Source organism: Pseudoalteromonas sp. MMG012 (genome assembly GCF_018100875.1).
Lineage (GTDB): Bacteria > Pseudomonadota > Gammaproteobacteria > Enterobacterales > Alteromonadaceae > Pseudoalteromonas > Pseudoalteromonas aurantia.
This window is the reverse complement of sequence record NZ_JAGJEF010000021.1, coordinates 21,636-36,167: the sequence shown is the minus strand read 5'-3', so window position 1 is coordinate 36,167 and position 14,532 is coordinate 21,636. Positions and strand designations below refer to the sequence as shown.

Annotated in this window: 15 protein-coding genes; 9 read left to right on the top strand and 6 right to left on the bottom strand. The window is 38.7% G+C overall.

The window, feature by feature from the left end:
• The first annotated feature begins 79 nt into the window (after positions 1 to 79).
• Together J8L97_RS09520 and J8L97_RS09515 are read left to right on the top strand one after the other, a co-directional pair.
• Positions 80 to 652, top strand: a complete 573-nt coding sequence (locus tag J8L97_RS09520; protein WP_211049073.1) for a uracil-DNA glycosylase family protein — start codon at positions 80 to 82, stop codon at positions 650 to 652.
• Between the two features lie 95 nt (positions 653 to 747).
• A complete protein-coding gene (locus J8L97_RS09515) occupies positions 748 to 1,131 on the top strand; it encodes a hypothetical protein (RefSeq protein WP_211049071.1) in 384 nt (127 codons plus the stop codon).
• 7 nt (positions 1,132 to 1,138) lie between these two features.
• On the opposite strand, the gene J8L97_RS09510 is transcribed toward J8L97_RS09515, so the two are convergent.
• Entirely contained in the window at positions 1,139 to 1,621 is a 483-nt protein-coding gene (locus J8L97_RS09510) for a GNAT family N-acetyltransferase (RefSeq protein WP_192509382.1), read from the bottom strand.
• Between the two features lie 92 nt (positions 1,622 to 1,713).
• Here J8L97_RS09510 and J8L97_RS09505 point away from each other — a divergent pair, with 92 nt between their 5' ends.
• The 3 genes from J8L97_RS09505 to J8L97_RS09495 all read left to right on the top strand — a co-directional run bounded on the left by J8L97_RS09505 (position 1,714) and on the right by J8L97_RS09495 (position 3,769).
• On the top strand, positions 1,714 to 2,634 hold the full coding sequence (locus J8L97_RS09505; RefSeq protein WP_211049069.1) for a LysR family transcriptional regulator: 921 nt from the start codon (positions 1,714 to 1,716) through the stop codon (positions 2,632 to 2,634).
• 62 nt (positions 2,635 to 2,696) lie between these two features.
• Complete coding sequence (locus J8L97_RS09500; RefSeq protein ID WP_211049068.1) at positions 2,697 to 3,218, top strand: chalcone isomerase family protein; 522 nt, start codon at positions 2,697 to 2,699, stop codon at positions 3,216 to 3,218.
• Positions 3,215 to 3,769, top strand: a complete 555-nt coding sequence (locus J8L97_RS09495) for a DUF3833 family protein (protein ID WP_211049066.1) — start codon at positions 3,215 to 3,217, stop codon at positions 3,767 to 3,769. Before J8L97_RS09500 ends, J8L97_RS09495 begins: the two co-directional genes overlap by 4 nt.
• Positions 3,770 to 3,778: 9 nt before the next feature.
• Here the strand turns inward: J8L97_RS09495 and J8L97_RS09490 are convergent, their stop codons facing one another.
• Positions 3,779 to 4,162, bottom strand: coding sequence for a DUF3224 domain-containing protein (locus tag J8L97_RS09490; protein ID WP_211049064.1), 384 nt, complete (start codon positions 4,160 to 4,162; stop codon positions 3,779 to 3,781).
• Between the two features lie 65 nt (positions 4,163 to 4,227).
• On the opposite strand from J8L97_RS09490, the gene J8L97_RS09485 reads away from it, so the two are divergent.
• Positions 4,228 to 5,016: an AraC family transcriptional regulator gene (locus J8L97_RS09485; RefSeq protein ID WP_211049062.1), complete on the top strand. Its 789-nt coding sequence runs from the start codon at positions 4,228 to 4,230 to the stop codon at positions 5,014 to 5,016.
• Between the two features lie 13 nt (positions 5,017 to 5,029).
• Here J8L97_RS09485 and J8L97_RS09480 read toward each other — a convergent pair whose 3' ends face one another.
• Positions 5,030 to 5,398 (bottom strand): response regulator, encoded by a 369-nt coding sequence (locus J8L97_RS09480; protein ID WP_192509376.1) that lies wholly within the window; start codon positions 5,396 to 5,398, stop codon positions 5,030 to 5,032.
• A 269-nt stretch (positions 5,399 to 5,667) separates the two neighbouring features.
• Between J8L97_RS09480 and J8L97_RS09475 the strand changes: the two genes are divergently transcribed.
• The gene (locus J8L97_RS09475) at positions 5,668 to 5,937 is read left to right on the top strand and encodes a Rho-binding antiterminator (protein ID WP_211049059.1); all 270 of its coding nucleotides are present in this window, start codon (positions 5,668 to 5,670) and stop codon (positions 5,935 to 5,937) included.
• Here the strand turns inward: J8L97_RS09475 and J8L97_RS09470 are convergent.
• A complete protein-coding gene (locus J8L97_RS09470; RefSeq protein WP_192509374.1) occupies positions 5,926 to 6,387 on the bottom strand; it encodes a GNAT family N-acetyltransferase in 462 nt (153 codons plus the stop codon). The genes J8L97_RS09475 and J8L97_RS09470 overlap by 12 nt on opposite strands.
• Before the next feature lie 157 nt (positions 6,388 to 6,544).
• Positions 6,545 to 7,594 carry a hypothetical protein gene (locus tag J8L97_RS09465; RefSeq protein ID WP_211049057.1) on the bottom strand — a complete coding sequence of 350 codons (1,050 nt, stop codon included), beginning with the start codon at positions 7,592 to 7,594 and terminating at the stop codon, positions 6,545 to 6,547.
• Positions 7,595 to 8,069: 475 nt separating this feature from the next.
• Here J8L97_RS09465 and J8L97_RS09460 point away from each other — a divergent pair, with 475 nt between their 5' ends.
• Together J8L97_RS09460 and J8L97_RS09455 are read left to right on the top strand one after the other, a co-directional pair.
• Positions 8,070 to 10,853 carry a methyl-accepting chemotaxis protein gene (locus J8L97_RS09460; RefSeq protein ID WP_211049055.1) on the top strand — a complete coding sequence of 928 codons (2,784 nt, stop codon included), beginning with the start codon at positions 8,070 to 8,072 and terminating at the stop codon, positions 10,851 to 10,853.
• A gap of 207 nt (positions 10,854 to 11,060) precedes the next feature.
• Positions 11,061 to 11,960 carry a diguanylate cyclase gene (locus J8L97_RS09455; protein ID WP_247688609.1) on the top strand — a complete coding sequence of 300 codons (900 nt, stop codon included), beginning with the start codon at positions 11,061 to 11,063 and terminating at the stop codon, positions 11,958 to 11,960.
• A 275-nt stretch (positions 11,961 to 12,235) separates the two neighbouring features.
• Here the strand turns inward: J8L97_RS09455 and J8L97_RS09450 are convergent, their stop codons facing one another.
• Positions 12,236 to 14,398, bottom strand: a complete 2,163-nt coding sequence (locus tag J8L97_RS09450; protein WP_211049051.1) for a M3 family metallopeptidase — start codon at positions 14,396 to 14,398, stop codon at positions 12,236 to 12,238.
• Positions 14,399 to 14,532: the final 134 nt, after the last annotated feature.

The window sequence follows — 14,532 nt, the reverse complement described above, 5'->3', positions numbered from 1 at the left end:
TCAAGAAATACGTAAAAATCAGTGTATACTTTCGTAAGGTATTCGTATGCCATGGCGATAGGTAAGGCACCACATTATTGTGACTATTTTTGATGATATTAAAAAATGTAGAATTTGCCATGATACTTTGCAGCTAGGTGCTAATCCAGTTGTTCAAGGTAATGAAAGTGCACGTATTCTTATCGCAGGACAGGCGCCAAGTAAAACTGTCCATCAAACAAATAAACCATTTAATGATGCCAGTGGAACTCGACTCAGAGCATGGTTAAATGTGACGGAACGTACTTTTTACGATCCGAGTCTATTCGCCATTGTACCCATGGCGTTTTGTTACCCTGGCAAGGGGAGCAGTGGAGATCTACCACCACCTCCTATTTGCGCAAAAACTTGGCGCTCACAATTGCTGAAACAATTCTCACAAGTAAAACTGACTATTGTTATCGGTCAATATGCTCAACAATATCATTTTCCAAATTTTACAAGTGTCACGGAACAAACGAGCATTTGGCAATCTCTGCTTCCAAGCATGATTGCTCTGCCTCATCCGAGTCCCAGGAATCAGCATTGGTTGAAAAAAAACCCTTGGTTTAGTAACGAGCTACTACCAGAACTGCAAAAAATAACACACAAAGTTATAACAAAAGTTAAATAAAACCGGAATCCAATTGCGTATTTTTGATTTATTACGCATAATTCCATCAACACACCATAACAATAATAACATTAACATTTTCAAAGGATTTGAATATGCTTTATAAAATTACTGGTTGGGCAGCGATTATACTCGCTTTATCTGCGTTACTCCCCAGCTATCAAACAGGTGCTTTATCTGTCATAGGCTTTTACTTGTGTCTTTTCTCACTACTGATAAGTGCTTTTGCAAGTCACTTAGGGAATTACTTCTATTATCGACTTGTATTTTTGATTGCCGTTATTAATGTTTTCATAATTAATGATGGTACTCGGGTTATGCTACTTATCAAACAAACCGACTGGGTCTATATCGGTTCAATGTATGGCATATTTTTCGTGATCGGGAGTATTTGCAGCTTTTTGCTCAGACGGGAAGACGCTTCTAGCCAAGATGCATATGAAGCGACCAATAAAAAAGTCACTCAGTCACAATTATAAATCAAATTTATGACTCAAATGCAAAAGCGTGCAACTCTTCTCCTGACAAACGATTAATTATCCATTCGTTTTGCTGCTTAGCGCCAATGCTATGATAAAAATCAATCGCGGGTTGATTCCAATCTAAAACCACCCACTCAAAACGGCCGCAATCTTTTTCAATCGCCAGACGGGCAAGATATTTCATAATTGCTTTACCTGCGCCATTACCACGCTTATTTTGAGCAACGTATAAATCCTCTAAATAAAGCCCGTACTTCCCCAGCCAAGTTGAATAATTAAAAAAGTAAACCGCAAACCCTATGGCTTCCCCTTGCTCTTCACAAATCAATGCGTGAGCTCGCACATCTTCTCCAAATAACTTCTCTTCGATATCAGCTATTGAGTTAAGCACCGCCTCGGGTTCTTTTTCATAGATAGCAAGCTCATTGATAAAATGTAGAATCGTTGCAGCATCAGATTGCTCAGCTACACGTATTTGCAGTGTCATTATGGTTTTCCCTTAGTGAATTAACAAACCTCAGTGTATGCTAAAAAAACACATGTATTAAGTGCATATATTGCACTGAGTGAATGAATTCCATGCATAATATATCAAATATAGATTTAAACTTGCTCAAACTTTTTTCCGTTTTGTATCAAACGGGTTCAGTCAGTGATACCGCTGATGTGTTAAACATCAGTCAATCTGCATGCAGTCACGCATTAACTAGATTACGGCAAAAACTCAATAATGACCTATTTATTCGCATCGAAAATAAAATGGAACCAACACTGTTTTCAGAAAACTTAGCGGCAAAAATATTGCCAGCAATGGAGATATTGCAATTGGGGCTAACACCGATTGAGCAATTCAACCCCAACGCCGATACAACTTATGTTATTGCTGTAACAGATTACACAGCATGGTGCATGCAACCATTGCTAGAGCACATTCAACGTTATCACCCCAATATCTCAATTCGACTCGTCTCACTTGAACAGCGGATCCCTGAAGAAAAATTGAAATCTGGGAAAATTGATCTTGCGTGTGGCTTTGCTCACCAAGCTGAGCCTTCACAAAGCATTTCAGGTGTGACTTGGTTTGCAGACAATTATGTTACTGTCATGTCTACACAGCACCCACTTGCTGATCAAAAGAGCATTTCTTTAGACGATTTTATTGCATATCAACATGTCTTGATCGCACCTTGGAACGAGGGGAGAGGAGTCGTAGATAAAGCACTCGTCAAGCATAGAACAATACGGAAAATAGCACTGACGACCCCCTATGTACTAAATGCACCCTATATGCTCAATAACACCAGTTGGTTACTGACATTACCGCAACATTACGCCCGTTTCGTTAAAAAACAATTGGCCTTAAAGATATATCAACCTCCTGTCGCGGTGCCAAACTACAACTTAAAATTTTATATACATAAAACTCGTCTACAAGATCCAAAAATTATGTGGTTCAAAAATACACTACACACAGTCTTTGATCATATTACTGAGGAGTGAGTGAACCAACAGCACCTTACATTACGTATGTATAAAAACCTTCCGTATTAAGGACATCCAAGATGAAAACCATAGTGTTTGTCATTGTCATGCTAATGAATATAAAGTTGGTATACGCAACCCCTATGAGCTTATTCATAGAAAACCCGAAGGCAGTAGGAAGTACAAGCCGTATGAGTTATTTATTTTGGGATATTTATGATGCAACGCTCTATGCTCAAAATGGCCACTACGATGCTGCTAAACCATTTGCTTTAAAAATCAATTACTTAAGAGACTTATCTGGACATGATATCGCTAACCGTTCGATTGATGAGATGGAAAAACAAGGTTTTAACAATCATCAAAAGTTACAGCTATGGCGGGTTACTATGCAAAACATTTTTCCTGATGTTAAAAATGGCACTCAATTATTAGGTGTTAGAAATGCAGCCGGAGAAAGCGTTTTTTACAATGATGATCAGCTCATTGGTCAAGTCAATGACACTGAATTTACCTCGCACTTTTTTGCCATTTGGCTTAACGAACGCACATCGGAGCCGATGATGAGAAAAGAATTATTGGCACTTGAGGAAGCACCATGAAAAAAGGGTTATTTGCTGCAACGCTATGTATGATAATCAGTGGCTGCGGTGTATCGATTAAAGGTGAGGTGTATGAAGATGCTACACCGTATTTCGACCCATTCAAGTTTTTCAATTCAGACGTAAAAGCTTGGGGTATAGTACAAGATAGGTCCGGCCAACTCATACAGAGGTTCACCGTTAATATTCGCGGTAGCGTGAGCAACAACAATGTACTTACCCTTGATGAAACGTTCAAATACGGTGTCGGTAACGGCACACTAAAGCGAGTATGGAAAATTGAAAAAGAGGGTGCTAAACAGTTTCGAGGCACTGCATCTGATATAAAAAATAACGCAACAGGCAGAGTTTACGGCAATGCCATGCAATGGAGTTACAACATGGAGCTACCGGTTAATAGTACAAGTTACACCGTACACTTTGACGACTGGATGTGGGCGTTTGATAGCGATACTATTGTAAACCGTTCTTATATCAGTAAGTTTGGCATCGTAATGGCCGAAGTAACCATCTTTATGCAAAAGCAACGCTCAACAAGAGACCCACATTAGTCGGTTTTTTTACAGTGTAAACGAAGTATGTAATTCATGCTCACTTTGTTCTCCGGCACAAAAGTGAGCATAGCCAGATATGGTTTTCAGCTGTCCAATTCCACTGCCTGCAACAACCGTTAAAGAACCTTTGGCCTCGCCCTTGTCGAATTTCCCTTCATGAGATAGTGCAAACTGTCCGTTGCAGTTGTTGTATTCACCAGTAAAAACTTCTATTCCAGTAAAGACCGCACTGCCATCGGGCAAATAACATAAACTATAATGCGTTATGGAGTTGCCTTGCAAAACACCGATATAGTGTTTTTTAATCGTGGCGCTGCGTATAGTCGTTTCATTCATGCTTTCTTTGCAGATATCACTCTCTTGCCAACTTTCTATGGTAAATTTTGTCATAACTTTTCCTATAATTCACGGTGTATGGCAAGATTACAAAACCTTCTCTGTTGGTAATTGTAAAAATGCGACAACTTAATACTCATTCCAAACCAAGTTCAGGCGTATACCATGCCAACAAAAGCACACTTAATTATAATCTAAAAAAGTATCAACCATCTGAAAACTTAAAACGTCTCGTTGATTGCTATTGGTTTGTATCATGGCAACTCGAATGCGGAGCTACTTGGATACAGCGAAATTTACCTAGCCCTAATATGCATTTAATTTTTGACCAGCAAAGTCTATATTGTACGGGTGTTATGACGCACGCATATGAAACGCCGTTACAGGGTAGCAAAACCTTAATTGGTGTGAAGTTTCGTGTCGGTGCACTCAATACAATACTTCCGTATCCTCATCAGGAGCTGCAAAATTTGCATTTTAATAGTGGTTTTCTTTTTGATGAATGCCAAAGTGATGCACTGCATAACACGGAAAATCATCAACTATGTATTACAACTCTCAACCAGCTTCTGTCACATCTTCCACAACCTGACGATTCACAAGAAAAAATGAATAGAACTTGGCAAATTCTAGCAAACAACCCCACCATAAATACCGTTGATCAATGGGCCAAGCAATCTCAATTGTCAGTCAGAACATTGCAAAGGCTATGTATTAAACATATTGGCCTTGCACCTAAATGGTTACTCAGAAAGCAACGCTGTATACATGCTTTGCAACTCTTAGAAGAGGAAAAAGTTGATATATATGATGTGATTACATTGCTCGGCCTCACCGACCAGGCTCATTTAATTAAAGAATTTAAAAAAATACTTGGCTTGACACCTAATCAATACCTCAAGCTGTAAAGGGGTTTTACATCTACTCCAACAAGTGCAATCGATTAAGCTGTTTTTCTAATGTGTTCATGTTAAAAGGCTTGATCACAAAGCCATTTACTTTCGCTAACAACGCTTGCTGTACTTTTTCTTTATCACTTTCGCAAGTCACCATTAGCAAAGGTGTATTCGCTAATATTCGATCTTGCCTGATCGCTTGCAATAATTGTAGTCCATCAATCTTAGGCATATTTAAATCAGAGATAACTAAATCATATGGCCGACTTTTTAATAAGACCATTGCTTGATAACCATCAACCGCCTCATCAATATCTTTAAACCCAACGTGGCGTAACATATTTATCATCACATGTCGCATAGATGCCATATCATCAACTACGAGTATACGCATTGGGCCTCCTTACCTAGATTAAAAACAAACGATTATGAGCGCGCTAAAACTTAGTAGATAATGAGTGTAGCCTATATCTCCTATCTTGAAAGTAAGCGATAGCATTGAATTCAAATATCAATCTCTGCGCTTTAAAAGCAATGCTAAGATAGCAAGTCAATGCATTAAAAAGTTGTGTATCAAATTTTAGTCAAAGCAGATATGAGACAATAATAGAAAGATGTAATGCGTGACATTTGCACGTTTTACGGATTAAATAGCGTAGTACGATGAATAACCGCACAAGGGTAAACCAAGTAATGACATGTGATGATCATGATTTTATTGAAATAGCTTGCCTGTATAACTATTCAATCAAAATAACAACTCGCTCGGCGGATAACTACCAAGGTAGGGCCCTTGATACGCAATATAATCAGCAACGACAACAGTGCATATGCATAGTATGTGATGAACAACCCATACTCATTGAATTAGACACTATCGCAGAAATACACGTATTGACGCCTAATCCCCACTTCAACTACCTACGAGTTTAATGGCAATTCCATAAACACACTTAACGAATTGTCACGATACAAACCAAACCTTTCACATCGAGAAAACCCGAGGCTTTCATACAAGTTGATCGCTTCAGTTTGTTTACTACCGGTTTCTAATCGCATAAGGGGGATTTGTGCTTCGCCTGCATAATGTAAAAGTGTTTGCATTATACGACGAGATAACCCTTTACCACGGTAACTCGGCTTCACATATAACCGTTTAAGCTCACCGTACAGGGTATTATCAAACTGTTTTACAATTGCACCACACGCAACGATGCCATCGTCGTTCATTAAGCCAATGCCATGTACGTTCGGTTGTTTTAATTCTGGTAATTCAAGTGACTGTGCACTTGCCACGGGATATAAGGAATTCATTAATCGATCTATTTCTGAGAATAATTCAATAACATGGCTATCTTCAGGGTTTAAATCAACTAATTGCATATACTCACTCAACTCAGTGTTTAACGAAACATTCCAAATGTGAGGACAAACTATACCGACATAATAGTGAGTAACAAGTAAAATAAGTTTAAATTTGTAACCTTTTACTACGCATTGCTATCGACACCAAAATAGCAAATATAAAACAACAACTTACTTACAAAAAGTGGTTTTCTAAAGCTTTCTTCAAGTATTTTTGCATATCATCTCGATGAAACTTACGGACATTATAACTTTGCTCTAAATGTATAAACCGCTTCGACGAGGCCGTAGAGCTTGTCGAACATATATTGGCAGACCCATTGGTGTACCGCGCTTGTACATTCCAAGTTCCGCCCAAGCTTTTTGTATCATTACCATATACGCATGCTGCAACTTTACCATCCTCTTCAACAGCTCGGCGTAATGAGTGCAAAATACTTTGCTCATTCTCGGTTGTGTTGTAATTCACACTTTCACTCAAATTAAGCATGAGATCATTGTTTGTCATACACTGATTTTGCAACTTAGCAAGCGTTGTCTTCCCAAAGCCATGGTACTGAATAAAAACTGAGTTATCATCAAAGTCACTCATGTATTTGTGTACCACGTTGAAATATGAGTCGGTTTGATGCGCCACATCGCTGGCTTCATAATGCCCATTTGTGCATGAACTTAATGCGTGACTACTGTCTCTACGCGTACCGGCAAGCATCAATAATTTAGTTTCGGTAAATAGAAATGCATCAATGGCTTGCGTGCCTGTAAATGAGTCTCTTTTGGGGTGGGGTGCTTGTAAAATAGCGTTTAACCCATTTGGGTTATAAATGTACGTACCACCACCACGGAAATCTGCACTTGGTAACGTGGCACGTTCTTGCAATAAATAATATGTGGTTTGTGTATTGGTATCAAAAAACTGTGCTACATCATATCCAATTGGCGCGACTAACTCTTGCGCTAGCGGGTAGTTTTGCGAAATAAAAGCTGCAAATCCAGCCTCAAACTGCTGTTGTTCATGATGATTTGGTTGTACCCATTTATCATCCGATTTAGAGCCGTAATTTATGGCCTTTAAATGCTTAGCCAGCTCTCCCGACATTACTTTATGTGCATAGCTTGGAAAGCTCAATAACGTCACTAATAATAAAACCAGTGTCGTTAAAACAATACTCGGCAACGAACTTCGACCATACGGTGTGAATGAAAAAGACGGATACAAAGCCATTAAGACCTCCAACAGTATAATTAGCTATCAAAAGTGACATATAGCAATTTTCCTGCTCCATGAGGCTTTCCAAAACAATCCTTTGTATTAGTTTTTTATTATTTAGTATGTCAAAAGTTGCATAATTTGTATCAAAATAAATCCCATTGTTCTAGTTAAAGTAATAAAAATGACTTTTTAGTATTAGTTTTTATATACCTAAAACAAAAACAAATACACAGCTTCAATAATAAATTCATAACCCTACACACAGGTCTGACCAAAGAGGCCATTATCTATAACTCTCTCTCATTTGTACCTAAAAACAAAGGCAGACTTAGAAAGTATTAAAACTTCTGAGCCGTTTTGTAGGTAAACACTGTCACCCTGTTGGCTGTAACCCAACTATTTAGAAATATACGAACTGTACAGTGGCAGAACCTTTATGTTGAACTATCTTTTTGTATAAATAACTCATTTATATACGTGGTTTTCCATGATATTTACTTCAAGGACTGATCGCTTAAATCAAATAGCGATACAATCAAAGTTAAGTTTAATCGAACATAGTCAATCCATTATTGAAGTCAACAATGCTGGAAATGTCATTCACCTTAGCCAGCATTTCTTATCCCTAACCGGCTATCTTGATACTGACTTAATCGGTTCGCCCATCAAGGCTGTATTGCAAGGTTTCGAGCACTCAAGCTCGAATACATCACCCTGTGAATTTAAAGTAGCCACAAAAGCAGGCCGTACTCTTTGGTTTAGCGTCACCTCAACAGAGCCAACTGACAGCTCACTTGGGGATAAAATAATACTCATACTGTTTGATATTTCGTCATACAAAGAACAACAAATTGATAGCAATGGACAAATTAAAGCCATCGATAAATCACAAGCTGTAATAGAATTTGACTTAAACGGAAATATTTTAAAAGCAAACGATAACTTTCTGAGTACCATGGGGTATGAACGTCATCAAGTCATTGGTCAACATCATAGTATGTTTGCCGAACAAGACTACGCAAAAAGCGAGCAATACCGTGACTTTTGGCGTAACTTAAAACAAGGACAATATTACTCAGGAGAATTTAAGCGACTAGCTAAAGGCAACAAAGAAATATGGATACACGCAACTTACAATCCGATTTTTGATAGCGAAAATAAACCTTTTAAGGTTGTAAAATACGCCTCAGATATAACCGCGAGCAAATTACAAGCGGCCGACTATGAAGGTCAACTTAATGCAATTAGTACATCTCAAGCAGTGATAGAATTTACTATGGATGGTACAATCATTTCTGCTAATGAAAACTTTTTAGCTACAACGGGGTATACGCTTGATGAAGTAGTGGGGCAACATCATAAAATATTTTTAGACCCGCAATATGCCCAAAGCGATGAATACCACACTTTTTGGGCGCAATTAAACGCTGGACAATTTAGCTCTGGAGAATTTAAAAGATTAGACAAGAATGCACAAGAAATATGGATACAGGCTTCCTATAACCCTATTTTTGACTTAAGTGGTAAACCTTTTAAAGTAGTTAAATATGCCGCAGATATTACAGAACAAAAACAATTAACCGCAAACTTTGAAGGCCAACTTGAAGCAATCAATAGATCTCAAGCAGTCATTGAATTTAACATGGATGGCACCATACTGACCGCGAACGACAACTTTTTGTCTGCTATGGGTTACACGCTCGATGAAATACAAGGCCAACATCATAGTATGTTTGCCGAGCCAAGTTACGCTAATAGTCAAGAGTATCGTGATTTTTGGTCTTCATTGAACCAAGGTAAATTTCATTCAGGCGAGTATAAACGCCTCGGAAAAGGTCATAAAGAAATCTGGATCCAAGCAACATATAACCCAATTTTTGACTCTGAAACCCACCCCATAAAAGTTGTAAAGTTTGCCACAGATATCACTGTTCAGAAGACTAAAAGCGCAAACTATGAGGGGCAGCTCAGTGCAATAAATAAATCTCAAGCTGTTATCGAGTTTAATTTGGACGGCACCATACTTCATGCCAATGACAACTTTTTGAAAACCACCCAATACCGATTAGAAGAAATTCAAGGAAAGCATCATCGTATATTTGTCGACCCAGACTATGCTGTTAGCAATGAATACAGTTTGTTTTGGCAGAAATTGAATCAGGGTCAATTCGATAGCGGAGAATATAAGCGACAGGCTAAAGATGGCACTGATATCTGGATCCAAGCATCGTACAACCCCATCTTTGATACCAACGGTAAACCTTTTAAAATTGTCAAATACGCAACCGATATCACGGCGAGAAAGTTAGCAATAAAGAGTATTAAAGATGCCATCATCTCTCTTTCTGAAGGCCATTTATCTCATCAAATACATGACGATTTAGGGAATGAATTCAATATATTAAAAGACGCGATGAATGGACTTACACGCAACCTAAACAACATGATTCATGAGATCACCGCAGCATCAAACAATGTATTCCAAGGTGCACAAAACATCGCGACTGACAGCGAAGAGTTAAGTAAACGTATTGAGCGCCAAGCATCTAGTTTAGAAGAAACGGCATCCACCATGGAGCAATTAACCGCAACCGTGCAACAAAATGCTAAAAGCACTCAAGATGTCTCGGCACGCACTGAGCTTACGATGGAGAAGGCGTCACAAGGTGGTGAAACCGTGTCAAACGCGGTATCTGCCATGTCTGATATTGAAGCATGTAGTAACAGAATATCCGATATTATCGGAGTAATTAATGAAATCGCTTTTCAAACAAACCTACTTGCACTCAATGCCTCGGTTGAAGCTGCTAGAGCAGGGGAGGCTGGTAGAGGCTTTGCAGTAGTTGCAAGTGAAGTGCGTAATTTAGCACAACGAAGTGCATCAGCAGCAAAAGAAATTAAAAATTTAATTGAAGATAGCAGCTTAGCGGTTTCCAAAGGCAGTGAGTTGGTAGTGACATCCGGTGAACGCTTCAAAGAATTGACCCTCGTCGTTCAGGAAGTTAATGGTATGATTATGGATATCGCTCGTGCAGGTAAAGAACAATCTGATGGTGTTGTAGCAGTTTCATCTACCGTAGCCCAACTTGATAATTTAACTCAAAAGAACATGCAATTGGTTGAACAATCAACCCAAGCTGGACAAGAAATGCGAGAACAAGCACGACACCTTTTACAACAAATATCAACATTTAATACATCACAAAACCAGGAGTTATTGCCTGCTCCTGCGCCACCAAAAATGTTCCAATTGGTCTCTGGTAATTCATAATGAACTGCCATACTTTTTAGCAACAGTGGGGCACTGATAAGGTGCTCAATTTAAGGAGCGTATAAGCGTATTTATTTATCACGCATCGTATATTAACGTGATTTTATCTTTGTTTTAGTTTAAATTTGGAATAAGTAACGTTAGTAATACGGCTTATGCGCCACAGAAGAAGGGTTTTAAAAGACTATGTTTCAAGGCTTAAATGACATGGATGACTGCTGGGTACTTGTGGTCGATGACTCTTCTTTAATGCGCCAACTACTGGTGAGTTGCTTAAGAAGCGTGTGTAAAGTAACAGCCGTTGAATCCGCGGAAGAGGCAATTAGTGTCTGCCAAGATTCTCAACCTGATTTGGTATTAATGGACTGGATATTAGAAGGAATGTCAGGTATTGAAGCATGTCAAACAATGCAAAATATTTCAGAACTTTCTGAAATTCCGGTTATTTTTGTCACATCGAACACCAGTGAAGCCAACCAAGAACTTTGTTGGTCTTCTGGTGCTGTCGATTTTGTACCAAAACCAATAGTCCCAAAAACATTACAAAATCGAGTAAAAACACACTTAAAGTACAAGCTACAAACTGATTTATTAAAAAAATACTCTTTTGTCGACGGTTTAACCGGTATCTACAATCGCCGCTTCTTCGATATGGAAATAGTACGGTTACTTAAGCAAACAACCCGATTACAACAGCCGTTTGCCGCAATGATGATTGATATTGATTTTTTTAAAAAATACAATGACGAATACGGCCACTTACAAGGAGATGATGTACTGAAACAAGTTGCCATAACACTGAAAAACCAAATAAAAAGACCCATAGATACGGTTTTTAGGTATGGAGGGGAAGAGTTCATTGTACTATTACCCAACACCTCTCAAGACGGCGCCAAAAGTATTGCCAACCAACTTGTCTCAGCAATTAAAAACCTGTCGATAATAAACATCGGTTCGCCTATGAAAGTAGTGACAGTGAGTGTGGGCATGACCTTTTTAGCTGAAAGTCAGCGATGTGATACCAAACAGTTACTAAGTCGCGCCGATGCTGCATTGTATAACGCGAAAGAAACAGGTCGAAATAAGTTTTCAATCTTAAATGAATAGTTGTGTGAATTAATTAGAACTCAACAGCAGGAAGCAATTATGAATATTATATATCGGGTTATGATTCTATTTTTTCTGCTTATAGCGGCACTATCAAGCTATAGCGCTGGAATTAAAAGCGGTTTTTTTATTTTTATAATCTGCGGCTTTACTTTTGAAGCCATGTTCTGGTGGAAATTATTTCCAAAAAAACGTTCGTGACAATTCGTCCCCTCGCCAGATATAAGCACATAGTTTAAGAGAACCCACTTTTGTGAGCTCTCTTCAAAACTTATTTAATCTGATTGCTTAACAGGGAAGCCTCGGTCACGCATTAGTGCGCTAACATCCGCATCTCGTCCACGAAATAAACGATAAGCTTGAGCTGGATCCATCGCATTTCTGACCGAAAATAGGTGTTTAACCAACTTATTTGCCAGTGCTTCATCATAAAATCCACCAGGCGCATCAGCAAACGCCTCGGCAGCATCTGAAGTTAAAACCTCAGCCCACAAGTATCCATAATATGCTGCTGCATATCCTTCACTTGAAAAAATATGCCCAAATTGAGTGCTGCGATGACGCATTACCAACTCCGCAGGCATACCCAACTTTGTCAGTTGCTCTTTTTCAAATTTAGCAGGGTCAATCTTTGTCGGATCCGTACTATGATACAATAAGTCCATTATTGCTGAACCCATATACTCAGTTGTAGAGAAGCCTTGATTAAAGGTTGCTGACTTCTTAATCTTAGCGACCAGCTCTTTGGGTATCGGTTTACCCGTTTCATGATGCACTAGGAATTGATTAATCACTTCATCAGTGGTTAACCAACGCTCAAGTAGCTGTGATTGAAACTCAGTGTAATCACGCACACCAGAATGTGATTGAGGATAGACAACATCAGCAGATAAAAAATGTAATGCATGACCAAATTCATGGAAGTACGTTTGTGCATCAGACCAAGAAATTAATGTTGCTTTACCTTCTGGCCCTTTTACAAAGTTAGAGTTGTTCGTGCTCAACACATTAGTTTCACCATCCATCGTGGTATAACTTCTAAATGTATTTGCCCAAGCACCTGAACGCTTTCCTTTTCTCGCAAATGGATCTAAATACCATAATCCGACATGTTTACCTGACGCCTTATCTTTTACTTCCCAGACACGTACATCATCGTGATACACAGGCACCGAACCATCTACCACCTCTGAAAACTCAAAATTAAACAGTCGCCCAGCGACATAAAACATTGCCTCTCGGAGTTTATCGAGTTGTAAGTATTGCTTCACTTCATTTGAATCTAAAGCATACTTGTCTTTACGTACTTTTTCTGAGTAAAAGCGATAATCCCAAGGTTCAATTGTTATTTTTACCTCTTCTTTATCCGCTATCGCCTGCATATCTGCAACTTCTTCCTTTACGCGAGCAACAGCCGCAGGCCAAACTTGATCCATTAATGCCTTAGCATTCTCTGGTGTTTTCGCCATTCTATCTTCTAAACGCCATTGTGCGTAGTTCTCGTACCCCAACAACTGTACTCGTTCATGGCGTAGCGTTAAGATTTCTTTAATTATTCCATTATTATCATATTGATCGCCATTCCCACCTCGATTGTAATAATTTTTCCATACCTGCTCTCTAAGTGAGCGCTCTGTTGAGTAGGTTAAAAACGGATCCATAGATGAACGAGAGTTTGTTATTGCATATTGACCAACTTTGCCTCGCTCCGCAGCTGCCGCTGCCGCACCTACCACAAATGACTCCGGTAAACCTGATAATTGAGATGCATTTAAATAAACAACATAGCTTTCCTCATCAGCGAGGACATTACTAGAAAACTTCGTTTGCAAAGAGGCTAATTGCTGATTAATTTCTGCATAACGTAATTTTGCATTACCTTGCAATGTCGCACCATTTCGAGCAAAGTTATTATAAGTTAGCCAAGTAATACGCTGCTGCTCAGGTGTTAATGCTTTATACTCATCACTATTAAAAACCGTTTTAACACGATTAAATAACTTACTATTTTGTATTATTTTTGAGTCATACTCCGAAAGCTTAGGCGCTATTTCTTTTTGCAATTCACGTGCTTCAGCTGATGACTTATTATTTCTCCAAATACCATAATACGTAAAAACGCGATCTAAGCTTTTCCCTGCTCGCTCTAATTCTGCAATGGTATTATCAAATGTTGGTGAGGCAGGGTTGCTTGCTATTTTATCTACATCAGCCAAATGTTCAGCCATTCCCATTTCTAATGCAGGTTTCAAATCTACAAGGTTCATCTTGTCGAACTGTGGAACGCCCTGAAATGGACCTGAGAATTCTTGTAATAGAACATTTGAATAATTCGCTTTTTTCACCGTATCAGTTCCTTGTGGTTCTGACGTATTGTTACAGCCACTTAAGCCGATAACAACAGCAACACTTAGCGCCGTTATTGTTGATTTAATCATATTGTTCTCTTTCAATTTAGTTATGTCTACAACCTTCAATGGGCGTTAGTCTAATATCACTATCAAAACATGCAATCAATTCGCGGCAAAAGCCAATTTATCGCGTTCAATAAAAAATGACTGTTGCAATTGAC